The following is a 16,766-nucleotide window of genomic DNA, read 5'->3' as shown; positions in this document are numbered from 1 at the left end:
CGGCGCGCGGCTCAGGCGACCTTTCGGACCGTGTTCAGCGTCTCGATCGTGCGGCCGACCTCCGATGCGAGGCACGGCTTGCCGAAATAATAGCCCTGCACCGCGGTGCAGCCGCATTCGCGGACGAAATCGAGCTGCTCCTCGGTCTCCACACCCTCGGCCGTCGTCTCGACGCCGAGCACGGAGCCGAGGCTTGCGATGGTGCGGACGATGGCAACACTCTCCGGGCTCTCGCCGAGCGTGCCGACGAAGGAGCGGTCGATCTTGATGCGGTCGAACGGAAACTTGCGTAAGTAGCTCAGCGAGGAATAGCCGACGCCGAAATCGTCGAGGCTGACGCGCACTCCCAGCGCCCGAAGCTGGTGCAGGATCTCGATCGTCGCTTCGCTATCGTCGAGCAGGGCCGTTTCGGTGACTTCGAGCTCGAGCCGCTGCGGCGGCAGGCCGGCTTCAGCGAGCGCGCTCGTGACCATTGCCACCAATCCGCGCGAGCGAAACTGCACCGGCGACAGGTTCACCGCGACGCTGACGTCGGGCCAGGACGCCGCAGTCGCACAGGCGCTGCGCAGCACCCATTCGCCGATCGGAACGATCAGCCCGTTCTCTTCCGCGATCGGAATGAATTCGGCCGGCGAGACCAGACCGCGCGAGGGATGTTTCCAGCGCAGCAGTGCCTCGAAGCCGGTGAGCTCCGACGAATCGAGCCGCATCTGCGGCTGGAACACCAGGTGGAATTCGCGCGCCTCCAGCGCACCGCGCAGATCCTGCTCCAGCGCGTGACGGCTGCGTGCCTCCTCTTCCATCTCGGGCTCGAACAGCTGATAGGCGCCGCGCCCCTTGGCCTTGGCCTGGTAGAGCGCGAGGTCGGCGCACTTCATCAGCTCGTCCGCATCGAGCCCGTGGTCGGGCGCGATCGCGATGCCGACGGAGGCGCCGACATGGATCGACTGGTTCTCCAGCGGCGGCGGGCGGCCGATGACCTCGACCAGGCGTCTGGCGAGCTTCTCCGCCGATTGCGGCTGCGGTCCGCGCTGCAGGACGGCGAATTCGTCGCCGCCGAGACGTGCGACGGTGTCGTGCTCGCCGACATTCTCCGTGAGGCGCGCCGCGACCCAGCGCAGCAGGCGGTCGCCCGCGGCGTGGCCGAGGCGGTCGTTGACGGTCTTGAAATTGTCGAGGTCGAAGCACAGCACCGCCATCGCGCCGCCGGCGATCGCGACCTGGTTCAGCCCCTCGCTCATCTTCTCGCGGAATAGCAGGCGATTGGGCAGGTCGGTGAGCGAATCGTGCCGTGCCATGTGCGCCACGCGGGCCTGGGCCTTGTGACGCTCGGTGACGTCCTCATAGGTGACGACCCAGCCGCCTTGCTCCATGCGCTTGTGGTTGAGCTTGATGATGCGGCCGTCGTTCAAATGCCGGTGCAGCGTGTGCTCGCCTTCGCGCAGCCGTTCGACGTAATCGGCATAAAGCCTGGCTCCCGTCATGTCAGGATGGAGGCCCAGCTCGCAGCTGTGCTCCATGATCTCGCGCATCGAGACGCCCGGCTTCACGACGTCAGGCGACAGGCCGAACATCTCGATATAGCGGCGATTGCAGACGATCACGCGCAGGTTCGCATCGAGCATGCACAGGCCCTGGCTCATGTTGTTGAGCGCCGCGTCGAAGCGGCGGTACTGCTCGCTCAGCTCCCCGATCGCATGTTCCCGCTCGGTGATATCCTCATAGGTGGCGACGAACCCGCCCTCGGTCAGGGCGCAATAGCGTACCGAGACCACGGTGTCGTTCGACATGCGCCGACGCATCGGCGAGGAATCGTGACTCGCGATCCGCGTGCGGGCGTCTTCCAGGATCTGCTGGGGGCTGTACTCGGACGAGAACGCGCCGTTCGCCATCGAACGCTCGATCAGCTCGGCCAGATGCGTGCCGGGCCTGGTTTCCTCCGGCGATAATCGGTAGAGCTTGCGGTAGGTGGTGTTGCAGATCCGAAGCCGCATGTCGCTGTCGTAGAAAGCAAGCCCGTGCGCCATGTTCTCCAGCGCCGCATCGAGCATGACGTTCTGTTGCCGCAGCGTTTCCTCGTATTGCAGCCGCTCCGTGACGTCCTCGTGCACGGTCACCCAGCCGCCGTCGGGCAGGAAGCGGGAGATCGTCTGCACCATGCGGCCGTCGTAACGCATCACGAGCAGCGATTTCGTCCGTCTGAGACGCACGTCCGCCAATCTGGAATCGTGGAATTCGTCGGCCGGCATGCCTGACAAATTGCCGCGCGACACCCAATGGTCGAGCACCGTACGATGGGGGACCCCCGGCTTCACGACCCCGGGATCGAGGTTGTAGAGGTTCAGGAAACGCTCGTTGCAGACGACGACGCGGCTGTCGGCGTCGTACATGATGAGGCCGTGCGACATGTTGGCGAGCGCGTGCTGGCTGCGCTCGGTCTGCACGCGCAATTCCGCTTCGAGCCGGGCGAGGCGGGTGACATCGTCGCAGATCGTCATCCAGCCGCCGCCGGGAAGCGGCTTCAACTCGAGCGACATGACGAAGCCGGTCGCGAGCCGCTGCTCGGTCCGGAACGGCTTTCCCGCTGCGATCCGTGCGATCCGCGCCGAGTAGAGCGCGTCGAGCTCGCTTGGCGGGAAGTTGCCGCGCCCGGCGCTGTGCGCGAGCACCTCGCGGTAGCTCGTGCCCACCCGCACGACGTCGGCCGACATATCGAACAGGGAGAGGTAACGCTGGTTGACCAGCACGACCCGGTTGTCCGCGTCGTAAACGCAGACGCCCTGCTCCATGTGGTCGAGCGCAAGCTGGCTCAGCGCGACCAGGGCCTCCGGGACCAGCTCGCGGCGTGCACCAAGCTCGTTGTCGCAGGTCGACGTCATGGGATTGGCGGGATCTCGGCGAGCAATTAACGCAACCTAATTCAACCACTGAGCGTAGCGAAGAGGCCGGAAAATTCCCTTAAGCACGGTAGTTTACGGAGGGTGACCGGCGATGGAGAGAGTGTCGGAAATGAACAGGCGCAGGCGAGACTTGGCCGCCGAGATTTGGCCGCCATCGCGTCGCAAATTCCGCTGTCGTCGCTGCGCAGAGACGACAGCGGTGGCTTGGTCCGAAGCGCCTTCCCTAGGGCCCGTACAACACGAGTTCCGTGTCCGTGAGATCGCCGAGCTGCGGCCGGTGCGGGCCCTTGAAGTACTTGCGACCGCGCCGTTCGGTATAAATACCGACAAGACCGGGAATCGGCCCGTTGGCATCGACCGCGACCGCGATCTTGCCGAGCCGAAGCAGCAGCCGGCCGATCCGGCCGGCGCAGGCGGCGTATTCCGCGGCGTTACGGCAATAGATCAGCTTCATCGCGGGCGGCGCGATGAAGCCGCGGCGGATGCGCACGGGTTGCAGAATGAAGGGAAACGTTCCCTGTGGCGTGCGGCAGACCAGGCTGAGGCAATTGTACCGGGCATGCTGGATCAGCAGCTCGGTTTCAGCTTCGGAAAGCCCCTCGATCGCCTTGGCGTGAGGCGAGATGACCTCGATCTCGGTCCAGCGCGGGACACGCGCCAGAGCCGGCACCGAGAAGAATATGCCGCGGCAATAGGCACGAAAGCCCTGGGTTTCGATGATCGGCCAGGTCCACGGCGCCGGGCTGATGTTGAAGTAAGTCACGTCCTTGTGCCGCTGGGCGATCTTGGTCAGCAGCGGAGCATAGTTGCGATAGGCCGGATCGACATACCAGCTGGACAGGTTGCACTGAATGGCGGTCTCTTCGCCATTCCTGCGTGCCGTATAGATCAGCAGCAGCACGCCGACCGGCGTGCCGTCATTGTCGAGCATGTAGCCGAAGCGCGGATAGCCCTCCGGCACGGGCCGGAAGGCCTGTCGGCGCAGGCCCTGGATCCAGTAGTTGCGCGAGCGGCCCACGAAGCCGCGCGTCAGCAAGTCCGCGATCGCGTCTGCGTCGGACTCGGTGATCTCGCGGCATCGGACCTTGGTGTGGATCACGCTCGTCTTACCCGTGGAAATGACAGGCCTCGTTCGGTTAGCGCCAGCCTTCGACATGGGCAGCGACATGGGCATCGGCCGGTGCCAGCGGCTGCAGGCCCAGCACGCCCCGAACCTTGGCGGGCCAGGCCGCAAGGTCGGTGCCGTGAGTGTGGAACATGGCGACCGCGAGTCGGTCCATGCCGAAGGCAACGCAGCCGGTGTGGGCTGGCTCGCCGGTGGCATCCTGGATTCCCCAGGTCGTGCCGAAATGCTCGCGGTGATAGTTGAAGCTCATGCAGGCTGTCGGCTGCTCTTCCGAGCGCAGCGGAATGAGAAGCTCGAACTTGAGCTGCTGCTGCTTCTGGCTCACCGCCTTCATCTGGCCGACGCGGCCGAAGAAGGGGTCGCTGGCATAGTCGACGCGGAAGGTGAGGCCGAGGTCGCGGGCGATCGCCTGCGCGCGCACCATCCAGCGCTCGCGGAAATCGGCGACGTCGTCGGGGCTGCCGATGCAGACATATTCGCGCATCCGGAACGATTGCAGCCGGTCGAGATGCTTCGACGGCTCGCGGCGGAAGCAATCCGCGGCGACGTCGAAGCGCAGGCCGCCCTTCGGCAGGGGCCCGCGGCTCGCCGCGATCGGATAGACCGGATAGCAGGCTGCTGGCGACAGCACGAGGTCGGCGGGCGACAGCGAGGTGGTCCAGTCGCCGCCGGCATCGAAGCGGCTCACCGCGGCGTTGATCTCGCGCTCGGTCCCGTGCAGGCCGCAGACGCAGCCGAGCAGGTTCGGAAAGCTCTTGAGGTAGCCGGATTTCTCCAGCTGAGCCCGGCTCATCACTGGCGGGAAGCGCATCACTTCGGTGCCGGATTCGCGATGGCCCGTGATCAGCGCGGCCAGCTTCTCGACGACGCCTTCATAGAGCGCGGTGCGGGCGTAGACTCCGTCGGCGCCCATGCGATGGAACAGCTTGTCGGCGAGATGATCGAGCGGATCGATCGCCTGCGGCGCGGTCGTCGGCGAATCGGGGAGGATGGCAATGTTCATGGTCCGGTATCCTGCTATCTCAAAATTGTTCTTGTTGGTTCGGTCGCCGAGGACTTAGTCACGAAGGCTTGTTGGCACGCCGCTCATCAGCGTCGATGTCGCGGCATTGGCGAGAATGCGGTCGTTGTTGATCATGATCGGAGCCGACAGCACGTCGCGCAGGTGCCGGCCCATGGTGAATTCGCCGTCGTTGCGGTAGCCGGAGAGGCCCGCCGTGCGCATCGCATGCATCACGGTCTCGACCGCCAGCTCGGAGGCCTGCACCTTCAGAAGCGTGATCGAGGACTGGAAGTCGAGCGAGCCGAGGGCGCGCTCGTCGTGCTCGGCGCGGGCAAAGGCGTCGATATTGGCCGACAGCAGCGCGCGCAGTCTTGCCAGCGACATCTTGGCGGCGGTGAAATGTGCCGCGGCGGGCGGCATCTGGCCGCCGGAGCTGCGGGCTGCCTTGCGGATGAAGGCCTGTGCGCGGGTCACGGCTGCTGCGGCGATCCCGGCCCAGGCCGACGACCAGCACAGATGTGCGAAGGGCGTCATGGTCTGGGCGTGGATCTTGTCATAGGATTCCGGGAAGACGCGATCGGCGGGGCAGTCGACCTTCAGCTCGAAACCGGTCGAGCAGGTGCCGCGCATGCCCAGCGTCTCCCAGCCAAGCGTCCGCTTCAGCGAATAATCGTCCTTGGCGAGTGCCAGCAGCACCTGGTCGGAGGCTGCCGCATCGGTGGCGCGACGGGCGATGGTGACGAGGCCGTCGGCCTCGGCGCCGTAGGAAATCACGGTGGCGTCGCGCACCAGCGAGATGGTGTCGCCGGCGTGGTCGACGGCGGCGGCGCTGGCGCGGATGTTGCCGCCGTTCTGGCCCTCGGTGGTCGAGGAGGCGAGCAGCCACTGGTCGCGGGCGACCCGGCGCATCATGGTCTCCATCCAGGGAATGCCGTGGCCGTGCCTGATCACGCAGGCGACCTTGGTCTGGTGCATCGCGTAGATCATCGCGGTCGAGGCGCAGGCGCGGCCGAGCGTGTAGCAGATATCGGTGACGTCGTAGATGGAAGCGCCGAAGCCGCCGAACTCGACCGGGATCATGACGCCGAGCAGCTTCTGCTCGCGGGCGGCCTCGAAAGCCTTGTGCGGGAAACGGGCGTCGCGATCGACCTCGTCGGCGTCGGCCGCCGCAGCAGCGGCGGTTCGGGCGGCGCGCTCGATCAGGGAGGGACCCTGCTCGAGGAAGCTCGTCTGTGCTTCGTCGACAGTGAGGATTGCTTCACGCACGTTCATACTCGTCCGCCTCCGGTTGCCGTTCGAGATCGCCGGCGTCATTGCGACGCCGCTGAAAGCGATCCTCCGGTCATCTTTGCTTGTGAGACGAGGCTACGGATTTAATTCAAATTCGTCGATCAAATAGAGGGTAAACAAAGCCAAATTCCGAACGAACAGTTAAGGTCGGGTTGTTTGCACCTCCCGCTTTTCGAGCATTGCGTTAGGATTCTGGAAGAAGCTCGAATTCCAGACAATCTGAGTCATCGTTTACTAACAAACGCGAAGTATTGGTGCCTCCCATTGCAGGACCGGCGGGCCGCGCCCATCGTAGCCGGAGCTGGTCCACCTCCGACGACAGACGGGAATTTGCCGATGCAGGCCTTTGATACCGAATTGCGCAACCGCATCATCAAGCTGGTGAAGGGCATCCTCGAGCAGAATTCGCTCAGCGCCGACCTCACGCCATCGGCCAAGCTGGTCGACGCCGGCCTGACCTCGATGGACATGGTCAATCTGATGCTCGGGGTCGAAGCCGAGTTCGACTTCACGATCCCGCAGTCGGAGATCACGCCGGAGAATTTCCAGTCCGTCGAGACCCTGGAGCGGATGGTGGCGGCGCAGCTGCAGCTGGCGAACGCGGCTTAGGCCGGGCGCACTGCGTGGGAAGCGGCACCCGCGCTCCTCACGACGCCGGGATCACTGCACCAGCCCGTTCCAAAGCCGCCGCAAAACTGGCATAGCTTAACCATGTCGCACGTGGCGAACAGTGTGGAGCAGGCATGGCGCAGGCGGTATTGGGCATCATCGGCGGTTCAGGCATCTATGACCTGCCGGGCCTCGAGGATGCGCGCGAAGAGGTGATCGGAAGTCCCTGGGGCGAGCCCTCGGCTCCCTTGCGGCGCGGCGCTATCGCCGGCCTGCCGATCGTGTTCCTGCCGCGGCACGACAAGGGCCATCGGCTGTCGCCCTCCGATATCAACTATCGCGCCAATATCGACGTGCTCAAGCGCGCCGGGGTCACCGACCTGATCTCGCTGTCGGCCTGCGGTTCGTTCAAGGAGGAACTTCCACCCGGCACCTTCGTCCTCGTCGACCAGTTCGTGGATCGTACCCACAAGCGCGAGAGCTCATTCTTCGGCAAGGGCTGCGTCGCGCATGTGTCGATGGCCCATCCGGTCTCGCCGCGGTTGCGCATCCACCTTGCGGCGGCGGCCGAAGCCGAGAATATCGCGATTGCGCGCGGCGGAACCTATGTCTGCATGGAGGGGCCGCAATTCTCCACCTATGCCGAGAGCATGACCTACAAGACGCTGGGCTATTCCGTGATCGGCATGACCAACATGCCCGAGGTGAAGCTCGCGCGAGAGGCGGAGATCTGCTACGCCACGGTCGCGATGGTGACGGATTTCGATTGCTGGCATCCCGACCACGATGCCGTCACGGTGCAGGACATCATTCGCGTGCTGAGCTCCAACGCCGACAAGGCGAAGGCGCTGGTGGCGCGGCTGGCAAGGGATTTCCCGCGCGAGCACGAGCCGTGCCCGATCGGCTCGGACCGCGCGCTCGACACCGCACTGATCACCGCGCCCGAGGCGCGCGATCCGGAGCTGCTCAAGAAGCTCGACGCGGTGGCGGGACGCGTGCTGCGGGCGTGATACGAAAGGCAGAATGCCATGAAGGTCGACGGCAAGCACTTCCGCAGCATCTGGCGTGAGCGTGACGGCTGGTCGGTCGGCGCGATCGATCAGCGCCGGCTGCCGCATGAGTTCGTCGTCGCGAAGCTGACCTCGTGCGAAGACGCGGCCGTCGCGATCCGCGACATGCTGGTGCGCGGCGCGCCGTTGATCGGCGCCACCGCGGCTTATGGCATGGCGCTCGCGATGCGCGAGGATGCCTCCGACGCAGGGCTGAAACGGGCCTATGACACGCTCGTCGTGGCGCGGCCGACGGCGATCAATCTGAAATGGGCGCTGGACGAGATGCGTGCGACGCTGACGCCGATCGATCCCGATGAACGGGCAGAGGCCGCCTATGCGCGCGCCGACGAGATCGTCGAGCAGGATGTCGAGATCAATCGCGGCATCGCCGGCAACGGTCTGAAGCTGATCGAGGCGATTGCGGCAAAGAAGCCGGGCGAGGCGGTCAACGTGCTGACCCATTGCAACGCCGGCTGGCTTGCCACCGTCGACTGGGGCACCGCGACGGCGCCGATCTATCTTGCGCATGAGCGCGGCATCAAGATCCATGTCTGGGTCGACGAGACGCGTCCGCGCAACCAGGGCGCCTCGCTCACCGCATGGGAACTCGGCCATCACGGCGTGCCGCACACCGTGATCCCCGACAATACCGGCGGCCACCTGATGCAGCACGGCATGGTCGATCTCGCCATCGTCGGCACCGACCGCGTCGCCGCAAATGGCGACGTCTGCAACAAGATCGGCACCTATCTGAAGGCGCTCGCCGCCCACGACAACAACGTGCCGTTCTACGTCGCGCTGCCATCGCCCACGATCGATTTCGCCGTCCATGACGGCATCCGCGACATCCCGATCGAGCAGCGCAGCGGCGTCGAGGTCACCGACATGACCGGCCGCACCGCCGACGGCCGGCTGGAGACGGTGCGGATCGTGCCGGAGGGTTCGCCGGTCGCGAACTACGCCTTCGACGTGACGCCGGCGCGCCTTGTGACAGGTCTCATCACCGAGCGCGGCGTGCTGAAGCCGGATCGAGCCTCGCTCGCGGCAGCATTCCCGGAGCGGATCGCCGCCGCGGCGGAATAGCTCTCGTAGGATGGGCAAAGGCGCTCTTGCGCCGTGCCCACGATTTGCCAGTGGTGGGCACGCTGCGCTTTGCCCACCCTACAGTATTTGTGGCCTACCCCAGCGTCAGCCCCGTCGCCTTCTCCAGCTCCGCAATCGCCTGTGCGCCGCTCGTCACCTTGATCGTGGTCATGCCCATCTCGCGCGCGGGCTTGAGGTTGACGCCGAGATCGTCGAGATAGACGCAGTTCTTTGGATCGACCTTCAATGTGTCTACCATCTGCGCGTAGATGCGCGGGTCGGGCTTGCGCAGGCCGATCTTGGCGGATTCGATCACATGGTCGAACAGCACCATCACCTCGGCAATGTAGAGCGAGCGCCCGGTCAGGCTGCCGATCGCATTGGCCGGAAGGTTGTTGGTGATGCAACCGGTCTTGAACTGCGCCTTGATGCGCTTCAGGGCCTCGACCATCTCCGGGCGCAGCTCGCCCTGCAGCAGCGGCAGCACCTCGCGGCCGCGCACCTCGGCGCCAAGCGCGCGAGATTCCTCGGCGAACAATCGATCGAACGTCTCGATGTCGACCTCGGCCCGCTCGAACTTGGCCCAGGCGTTTTCCAGGTGGTTGGCGGCGTTGGTGCGCCGGATGATGTCGACGGGCAGGCCGCGCGCCGTCTCGAACCGCGCGAACGCCTCGAAGGGCGAGCTCGTCAGCACGCCGCCAAAATCAAAGATCACAGCCTCGATCGCCAATGTCCTGCCCTCGTCAATTCCTTTCCAAGACGGCTAGCATGCGCTATCGGCAAGGGCCAGTCCGAAGCCATCTCCCGCCGTCAACGACGCCGAAGCGTGTTCCCATGAAGAAGCTTGCAACTCTCGTCATCGCTGCGCTGCTGACCGTCGGCTCAGCTCATGCCATCGTCGGCGGCGGCACGCCGCAGGCCGATGGTGTCGCGCGCGCGATCGTCACCATCGTCGGCTCGCGCGGCAATTTCTGCACCGGCAGCCTGATTGCACCGCGCGTGGTCTTGACGGTCGCGCATTGCGTGCAGCCTGGCGCGGACTACAAGGTGGTCGATCGCGGCGCCGACGGTACGCCGCAATTGCTGAACGTGCGCACGGTCGCGATCCATCCGAACTTCAACATGCAGGCGATGCAGTCGCACCGCGCCACCGCCGACGTGGCGTTGCTGCAATTGGAAATTCCACTCAAGGGAAAATCCACAGTGACGGTCGGCACGCCGACGATCCCAATCCGGGTCGGCAGCCGATTCGTCATCGCCGGCATTGGCGTCACGGTCCACGGTGACGGCAAGAGTGGCGGCATCACGCGTGTGGCCGGGCTCGTTGCCACGGGCCAGCCCGGCACGCTCCAGATTAGGCTGGTCGATCCCGTAACCAACGGTGTTCGCGGGGGAATCGGCGCTTGCACCGGCGATTCCGGCGGTCCTGTGTTCGAGGACAAGCCGAATGGCGCCTTCCTCGTCGGGCTCGTCAGCTGGTCCACGGGGCCGAACGGTGCGGCCGGTTGCGGCGGAATGACCGGCGTCACGCCGCTCACGCTGTACCGCGACTGGATCTTGCAGACCGCGCGGGGCTGGGGCGCGGCGCTGTGATTTGACCGCGACTTGATCTATGTCATTTTGAAGCGGAAGAGCGCCGGGTGATCATGCCGGTCGCGGAGGAAACGCGTCGCCCGTCAAGGGCGGCCACAAAAACAAGCAAGGCATAGAAGCAACAATGAATGTCGCTGTTCGCAGTCACGCCACAAACAAGCAAGCCTCGGAACATTTCGACGTGCTGATCGTCGGTGCCGGCATCTCCGGCATCGGCAGCGCCTATCACATCCAGAAGCAGCTTCCGGGCACGAGCTACGTCATCCTGGAGACGCAGGAGACATTCGGCGGCACATGGAGCACACATCGCTATCCCGGCATTCGCTCCGACAGCGATCTCCATACCTTCGGTTACAGCTTCAAGCCGTGGGTCGGCCCGCCGATTGCGACCGCCGATGAGATACTTTCCTATATGAAGGAGGTGATCGACGAGAACGATATCGCCAAGCACATCCGCTACAAGCACAAGATCAATTCCGCGAGCTGGTCGAGCGAGCAGAATCTCTGGACCATCGAGGCGGTGACGACCGACACCGGCGAAGCAAGGACGTTCACCGCGAACTTTCTCTGGATGTGCCAGGGCTATTACCGCCATTCGGAAGGCTATACCCCGGAATGGAAGGGCATGGACCGCTTCAAGGGTCGCATCGTCCATCCCCAGACCTGGCCTGACGACATCGACCTCACGAACAAGAAAGTGGTCGTGATCGGCTCGGGCGCCACTGCGGCGACGCTGGTGCCGAACATCGCGGACAAATGCGCGCATGTCACCATGCTGCAGCGCTCGCCGACCTATTTCCGGCTCGGCCGCAACGCCATCGAGATCGCCGAGGAGTTGCGCCGGCTTCAGGTCGACGAAGCCTGGATCCACGAGATCGTGCGGCGCAAGATCCTGTTCGAGCAGGACGCCTTCACCAAGCTCTGCGTATCCAAGCCCGAGCAGGTGAAGAAGGAGCTGATCGGCCAGATCAGCGCCGTTCTCGGTCCCGATTACGATGTCGAGACGCATTTCACGCCGACCTACCGACCGTGGCGCCAGCGCATCGCCTTCGTGCCGGATGCCGACCTGTTCAAGGGCATCGCCAGCGGCAAGGCCTCTGTCGTCACCGACGAGATCGAGTGCTTCGTCGAGAACGGCATCCAGCTGAAATCGGGCAAGCTGCTCGAAGCCGACGTCATCGTCACCGCGACGGGCTTCAATCTCGCGGCGCTCGGCGATATTGCGTTCGAGATCGACGGCAAGCCGCTCGCCTTCGGCGACACCGTTACCTATCGCGGCATGATGTTCACGGGCGTTCCCAACATGGTCTGGGTGTTCGGCTATTTCCGCGCCAGCTGGACGCTGCGCGTCGACCTCGTCGCGGATTTCGTCTGCCGGCTGCTGGGGCACATGAAGGCCAAGGGCGCCAGGAAGGTCGAGGTCAAGCTGCGTCCCGAAGACCACAACATGCCGATCCTGCCCTGGATCGATCCGGAAAACTTCAATCCCGGCTACATGATGCGCAACATGGACCTGTTGCCCAAGCGCGGCGACAAGCCGGAATGGCAGCACAGCCAGGATTACTGGACCGAGAAGGACGAGATTCCGAAGACCGATCTTGACGACAAGGCGTTCGTGTACGGGTGAGGGGTTGTCTCTGTAGGAGCCGGCGACGCTCGCCACACACTCCGCTGTCGTCCCGGATCGGCGCGCGCTTGAGGCGCGCTTGTCCGGGACGACACCGGTCATTGGGTGAAGGGGCGCACCAACTCACCTGCAGAGCCTCTCACGAATTCCGCCTCGTCGCATTCGACGCGATCGCCGCCGCCGCCGTCCGGTTCTCCACGCCGAGCTTGGCGTAGATCTGCTCCAGATGCTTGTCGACGGTGCGCGGGCTCAGGCCCAGGATCTGCGCGATGTCGCGGTTGGTCTTGCCCTTGCTGAGCCAGGCGAGCACCTCGCCTTCGCGGGTGGTGAGGCCGAGCTCGCTGGTGAACTCGGGAGGCAGCGCGGTGCCGGACTCCCGGGAGAGCCGCAGCAGAAACTCGTTCGGCGCCGTTTCGCCCATGTAATAGAGCCGGAGCTGCGGATTGTCGGGTAACGAGGTCGCCTGCGACTTCGAGCTGCCCTTGGCCTTGGCTTGATCGAGCCATTGCAGCAGTGATGGCGGCAGCACGAAGTCGTCGGCCTGTGTGCCCTGGTGGTCGGACATCAGCTTCTGCGCCTGCGGCGTCGCCCACAGCACCTTGCCCTGGCGGTCGACCGCGAACAGGAAACGGCCGGAGACGTCGAGCGCGGCGCGCGCGCTCTGCGTCAGCCGGGCATTGCCGAGATGGACGCGGATCCGCGCCAGCATCTCCTCGATCACGATCGGCTTGGTCACGTAGTCGACGCCGCCGGCCTCGAGCCCGCGCACGATGTGCTCGGTTTCCGCGAGGCCCGTCATGAAGATGACAGGGACATTGGCAAGGTCCGCATCGCGCTTGAGCCGGCGGCAGGTCTCGAAGCCGTCGATCCCGGGCATCACGGCATCGAGCAGCACGATGTCGGGCGTGATCTGGTCGACGATGCGCATCGCGGCTGCGCCGTCGAGCGCCACCATCACCGTCATGCCGGCGCCGTCGAGCGCGTCCGTCAGCAGCCGCAGCGTCTCCGGAGAGTCATCGACAACGAGCGCGACGTCGCGCTTCTTCGGTTCAATGCTCATGCGCATGCAATGTCTTCAATGTGTCCATGTACTGATCGAGATCGAAGCGGTCGACCAAAGACCGCATCTGCGCGACGAAGTCGGCATGCTCCGGATGTTCGCTGCCGATCTCGTCCAGCTTCAACTGGATGCCCTTGACGTAGCCGATCTGGCCGAGTCCGATCAGCGCCTCGATGTGCCGCGCCGGCGGTCTTGAACCGGTCTCGGGACGCCAGAACGGCACCGCGATCTCGTTCGAACCGTACTGCCACTCGATCTTGAGCAGCTGGCGGATCGTCTCCAATAGCCGAGGGATGTCGATCGGCTTCATCAGGTAGCCGTCGTGGAAGGGCAGCGCCAGCGGCGCGCCGTGGGCCTCGAGTGCGCTTGCCGACACCATCAGGATCCGCGCCTGGTGATGGCCGCTCGCGCGCAAGGCCTCCGCCACGGCCCAGCCGTCCATGGCCGGCATCGAGATGTCGAGCAGGAACAGATCGGGCCGGCAATGTTGCGCCAGTGCGAGGCAGCCAGGCCCATCGGGTGCGCTGAGCAGGATGAAGCCGAGCGGCGTCAGCACCTCGCGCAACAAGTCGCGATGCACGGGATCATCGTCGGTGACGAGGATGGTCTTGCGCGCACCGTGATAGCCGGAGACCGGCGCTTCCACCGGCGCGATGCGCTGCGGATTGGTGACCTCCGAGAGCAGAAGCTTGACCTTGAAGGTCGAGCCGGTGCCGACCGTGCTCGTCACCTTGATGTCGCCGCCCATCACCCCGGCCAGCAGGCGGCTGATGGTCAGGCCGAGCCCGGTGCCGGTCTGCGGCTGCGAGACGCCGAGCGCTCCGCGTTCGAAGGGCGCAAAGATGCGTTCGAGGTCGTCGGCCCGGATGCCCGGGCCGGTGTCGATCACTTCGAACTCGGCCACGGGGCTGCGATAGTGCACGACGAACTGCACACTGCCGCTCTGGGTGAACTTGATGGCGTTGGAGAGCAAATTGATCAACACCTGGCGCAGCCGTTTCTCGTCGGCATAGACCACCAGAGGCAGGTGCGGAGGCCGCCGGAACACGAAGTCGATGCCCTTGGCCGCGGCCTGCAAACGGAACATGCCGACGAGCTGGTCGAGGAATTCGCCGAGGCGCACCTCGTCGCGCGACAGATACAGCCGCCCTGCCTCGATCTTGGAGATGTCCAGAATGCCGTCGATCAGGCCGGAGAGGTGGTCGGCGCTGCGGCGGACGACGCGGACCTGGTCGCGCGGCTTGGCGCTCAGCGTCGCATCCTGCTCCAGCAGCTGGGCATAGCCGCTGATCGCGTTCAGCGGCGAGCGCAGCTCATGGCTCAGGCCCACCACGTAGCGGCTCTTGGCGAGGTTGGCGGATTCGGCGACTTCCTTGGCGCGCTGGAGCTCGGCGTCGGTGCGCTTGTGGGCGTCGATCTCCTGGATCAGCAGCGTGGTCTGCCGCCGCGTCTCGGCTTCGGCCGCGCGGCGGCTCTGCTGCGCCAGCACGAACAGCCAGGCGACCACGCCGATGATGATGCTGAGCGAGAAGAACACCTTCCACAGCACGTCGGAGACGAGTGCATCTTCGCCATGCACACTCGCCGATGTCTGCAGATAGATCAGCCCGAGCACCAGCGCGACGAGACCCGCCGAGACCACGAACACGCCGATATAGTGGCCGAGCTGCGAGTTGATCCGGGCGTAGATCGGCTGCGGCATCAGCTTGCCCAGCGTCTCCGACACCTGCGCCTGGATCCGCGCGTGCGGCTTGCAGAGATCGTGGCAACGGGCGTCCAGCGAACAGCACAGCGAGCAGATCGGCCCGGCGTAGGCGGGGCAGGAGGCCATGTCCTCCGGCTCGAACGCGTGCTCGCAGATACAGCACTGGATCGATTCGATGTTCTGCCAGCTCCGCTTCGGCTTGCGTGCGATGTAGTACTTGCCGTCCGTGGCCCATGCGATCAATGGTGCGGCGATGAAGGCGACGGCGAGCGCGATGAAGGCCGACAACGCCTTCGCGGTGGGGCCGAACAGTCCGTAAAAGGCGCTGATGGAGACGATGGTCGCGATCGTCATCGCGCCGACGCCGACCGGATTGACGTCGTAGAGATGCGCACGCTTGAACTCGATCTGCTGCGGCCGCAAGCCCAGCGGCTTGTTGACGACGAGGTCGGCGACCAGCGCACCGACCCAGGCGATCGCGACATTGGAATAAAGCGCCAGCGTCTGCTCCAGCGCCTTGTAGACGCCGATCTCCATCAGCAGCAGCGCCACGATGACGTTGAAGACCAGCCAGACGACGCGGCCGGGATGGCTGTGGGTCAGACGCGAGAAGAAGTTCGACCAGGCGATCGAGCCGGCATAGGCGTTGGTGACGTTGATCTTCACCTGCGACAGGATCACGAACGTTCCGGTCAAGGCCAGCGCAAGATCGGGCTGCGACAGCACGTAGCGGAACGCTTCGAGATACATGTGCGCGGGCTCGGCGGCCCCCTCGGGCGGCACTCCGTGGCTCAGCGCGAAGAAGGCGAGGAACGAGCCCGCCAGCAGCTTCAGCGCGCCCAGCACGATCCAGCCGGGGCCTGCGCTCATCAGCGCCATCCACCAGGAGGCCCTGGACGCGCGGCGGTCGCGCGGCAGGAAGCGCAGGAAATCGACCTGCTCGCCGATCTGCGCCACCAGCGAGAACACCACCGAGGCCGCGACACCGAACAGCAGCAGATCGAAATGCCCGTTGAGATCGCCGTGCTCGCCCGAAAACTTGCGCCATTCCGTAAAGGAATGCGGGTTGTGCCAGGCAATCGCCGCGAACGGGATGATGTGCAGCACGATCCACAGCGGCTGCGTCCACAATTGGAAGCGGCTGATCAGCGTGATGCCGTAAGCCACCAGCGGGATGATGACGACGGCGCTGATGAGATAACCGATCGGCCGCGGAATCCCGAAGCACATCTCCAGCGCGGACGCGAGGATCACCGCTTCAATTGCGAAGAAGATGAAGGTGAAGGACGCGTAGATCAGCGAGGTGACGGTCGAGCCGATGTAGCCGAACCCGGCACCGCGCGTCAGCAGGTCGATGTCGATGCCGCATTTGGCGGCATAATAGGCGATCGGAACGCCGCAGCAGAAGATGATGAGGGAAACGACGAGAATGGCGGCAGTGGCGTTGGTAACGCCGTAGTTCAGCGTGATGGTGCCGCCGATCGCCTCCATCGCCAGAAACGAGATCGCGCCCAGCGCGGTGTTGGCGACCCGGGCGGCGGACCAGCGGCGCGCGCTCTTCGCGGTGAAGCGCAGCGCGTAGTCTTCCAGCGTCTGGTTGGCGACCCATTGGTTGTACTGGCGCCTGACGCGGTCTATTCGCTGCCGCCCTGCCACGCTCTACCCCACTGCCGATACGGACCCGGAACCCCTCGCAAATTCCGTACCAAGAGCCTACG

Annotated in this window: 12 protein-coding genes; 5 read left to right on the top strand and 7 right to left on the bottom strand. The window is 65.0% G+C overall.

Annotated features, from left to right (window positions below):
• Nucleotides 1-11: 11 nt before the first annotated feature.
• The 4 genes from DCM80_RS12015 to DCM80_RS12000 all read right to left on the bottom strand — a co-directional run bounded on the left by DCM80_RS12015 (nucleotide 12) and on the right by DCM80_RS12000 (nucleotide 6,301).
• A complete protein-coding gene (locus DCM80_RS12015) occupies nucleotides 12-2,879 on the bottom strand; it encodes a PAS-domain containing protein (RefSeq protein WP_257197154.1) in 2,868 nt (955 codons plus the stop codon).
• A 244-nt stretch (nucleotides 2,880-3,123) separates the two neighbouring features.
• Nucleotides 3,124-3,999, bottom strand: coding sequence for an acyl-CoA acyltransferase (locus tag DCM80_RS12010; protein WP_257197153.1), 876 nt, complete (start codon nucleotides 3,997-3,999; stop codon nucleotides 3,124-3,126).
• 37 nt (nucleotides 4,000-4,036) lie between these two features.
• Nucleotides 4,037-5,029, bottom strand: a complete 993-nt coding sequence (locus tag DCM80_RS12005) for an amino acid--[acyl-carrier-protein] ligase (protein WP_257197152.1) — start codon at nucleotides 5,027-5,029, stop codon at nucleotides 4,037-4,039.
• A gap of 54 nt (nucleotides 5,030-5,083) precedes the next feature.
• Nucleotides 5,084-6,301, bottom strand: a complete 1,218-nt coding sequence (locus DCM80_RS12000) for an acyl-CoA dehydrogenase family protein (RefSeq protein WP_028133821.1) — start codon at nucleotides 6,299-6,301, stop codon at nucleotides 5,084-5,086.
• A gap of 354 nt (nucleotides 6,302-6,655) precedes the next feature.
• Here DCM80_RS12000 and DCM80_RS11995 point away from each other — a divergent pair, with 354 nt between their 5' ends.
• The 3 genes from DCM80_RS11995 (at nucleotide 6,656) to mtnA (ending at nucleotide 9,063) form a co-directional block, all read left to right on the top strand.
• Entirely contained in the window at nucleotides 6,656-6,928 is a 273-nt protein-coding gene (locus DCM80_RS11995; protein WP_028133822.1) for a phosphopantetheine-binding protein, read from the top strand.
• A gap of 134 nt (nucleotides 6,929-7,062) precedes the next feature.
• Nucleotides 7,063-7,938, top strand: a complete 876-nt coding sequence (locus tag DCM80_RS11990; protein WP_257197151.1) for an S-methyl-5'-thioadenosine phosphorylase — start codon at nucleotides 7,063-7,065, stop codon at nucleotides 7,936-7,938.
• Nucleotides 7,939-7,956: 18 nt separating this feature from the next.
• Nucleotides 7,957-9,063, top strand: coding sequence for an S-methyl-5-thioribose-1-phosphate isomerase (mtnA, locus tag DCM80_RS11985; protein ID WP_257179277.1), 1,107 nt, complete (start codon nucleotides 7,957-7,959; stop codon nucleotides 9,061-9,063).
• 94 nt (nucleotides 9,064-9,157) lie between these two features.
• Here the strand turns inward: mtnA and DCM80_RS11980 are convergent, their stop codons facing one another.
• Nucleotides 9,158-9,793 (bottom strand): HAD-IA family hydrolase, encoded by a 636-nt coding sequence (locus DCM80_RS11980; protein WP_257197150.1) that lies wholly within the window; start codon nucleotides 9,791-9,793, stop codon nucleotides 9,158-9,160.
• A gap of 104 nt (nucleotides 9,794-9,897) precedes the next feature.
• Here DCM80_RS11980 and DCM80_RS11975 point away from each other — a divergent pair, with 104 nt between their 5' ends.
• Both DCM80_RS11975 and DCM80_RS11970 read left to right on the top strand, forming a co-directional pair.
• The gene (locus DCM80_RS11975) at nucleotides 9,898-10,656 is read left to right on the top strand and encodes a trypsin-like serine protease (RefSeq protein ID WP_257197149.1); all 759 of its coding nucleotides are present in this window, start codon (nucleotides 9,898-9,900) and stop codon (nucleotides 10,654-10,656) included.
• Between the two features lie 124 nt (nucleotides 10,657-10,780).
• Nucleotides 10,781-12,283, top strand: coding sequence for an NAD(P)/FAD-dependent oxidoreductase (locus DCM80_RS11970; protein WP_257197148.1), 1,503 nt, complete (start codon nucleotides 10,781-10,783; stop codon nucleotides 12,281-12,283).
• A 139-nt stretch (nucleotides 12,284-12,422) separates the two neighbouring features.
• Here DCM80_RS11970 and DCM80_RS11965 read toward each other — a convergent pair whose 3' ends face one another.
• Together DCM80_RS11965 and DCM80_RS11960 are read right to left on the bottom strand one after the other, a co-directional pair.
• The gene (locus DCM80_RS11965) at nucleotides 12,423-13,349 is read right to left on the bottom strand and encodes a response regulator (protein WP_373569401.1); all 927 of its coding nucleotides are present in this window, start codon (nucleotides 13,347-13,349) and stop codon (nucleotides 12,423-12,425) included.
• Nucleotides 13,333-16,704, bottom strand: coding sequence for an ATP-binding protein (locus tag DCM80_RS11960; RefSeq protein WP_257197146.1), 3,372 nt, complete (start codon nucleotides 16,702-16,704; stop codon nucleotides 13,333-13,335). Before DCM80_RS11960 ends, DCM80_RS11965 begins: the two co-directional genes overlap by 17 nt.
• Nucleotides 16,705-16,766: the final 62 nt, after the last annotated feature.

The sequence above is a fragment of the Bradyrhizobium sp. WBOS08 genome (assembly GCF_024585125.1).
GTDB lineage: Bacteria > Pseudomonadota > Alphaproteobacteria > Rhizobiales > Xanthobacteraceae > Bradyrhizobium > Bradyrhizobium japonicum_B.
Note: the sequence above shows the minus strand (reverse complement) of the source record. Positions and strands in the feature narration are given on the sequence as shown.

Excerpts from the sequence above, each read along its gene's own strand:
- DCM80_RS11970 (WP_257197148.1), top strand. The coding sequence starts at position 10,781 with ATGAATGTCGCTGTTCGCAGTCACGCCACAAACAAGCAAGCCTCGGAA.
- DCM80_RS12005 (WP_257197152.1), bottom strand. The coding sequence starts at position 5,029 with ATGAACATTGCCATCCTCCCCGATTCGCCGACGACCGCGCCGCAGGCG.
- DCM80_RS12000 (WP_028133821.1), bottom strand. The coding sequence starts at position 6,301 with ATGAACGTGCGTGAAGCAATCCTCACTGTCGACGAAGCACAGACGAGC.
- mtnA (WP_257179277.1), top strand. The coding sequence starts at position 7,957 with ATGAAGGTCGACGGCAAGCACTTCCGCAGCATCTGGCGTGAGCGTGAC.
- DCM80_RS11965 (WP_373569401.1), bottom strand. The coding sequence starts at position 13,349 with ATGCGCATGAGCATTGAACCGAAGAAGCGCGACGTCGCGCTCGTTGTC.
- DCM80_RS11995 (WP_028133822.1), top strand. The coding sequence starts at position 6,656 with ATGCAGGCCTTTGATACCGAATTGCGCAACCGCATCATCAAGCTGGTG.
- DCM80_RS11990 (WP_257197151.1), top strand. The coding sequence starts at position 7,063 with ATGGCGCAGGCGGTATTGGGCATCATCGGCGGTTCAGGCATCTATGAC.
- DCM80_RS11975 (WP_257197149.1), top strand. The coding sequence starts at position 9,898 with ATGAAGAAGCTTGCAACTCTCGTCATCGCTGCGCTGCTGACCGTCGGC.
- DCM80_RS12015 (WP_257197154.1), bottom strand. The coding sequence starts at position 2,879 with ATGACGTCGACCTGCGACAACGAGCTTGGTGCACGCCGCGAGCTGGTC.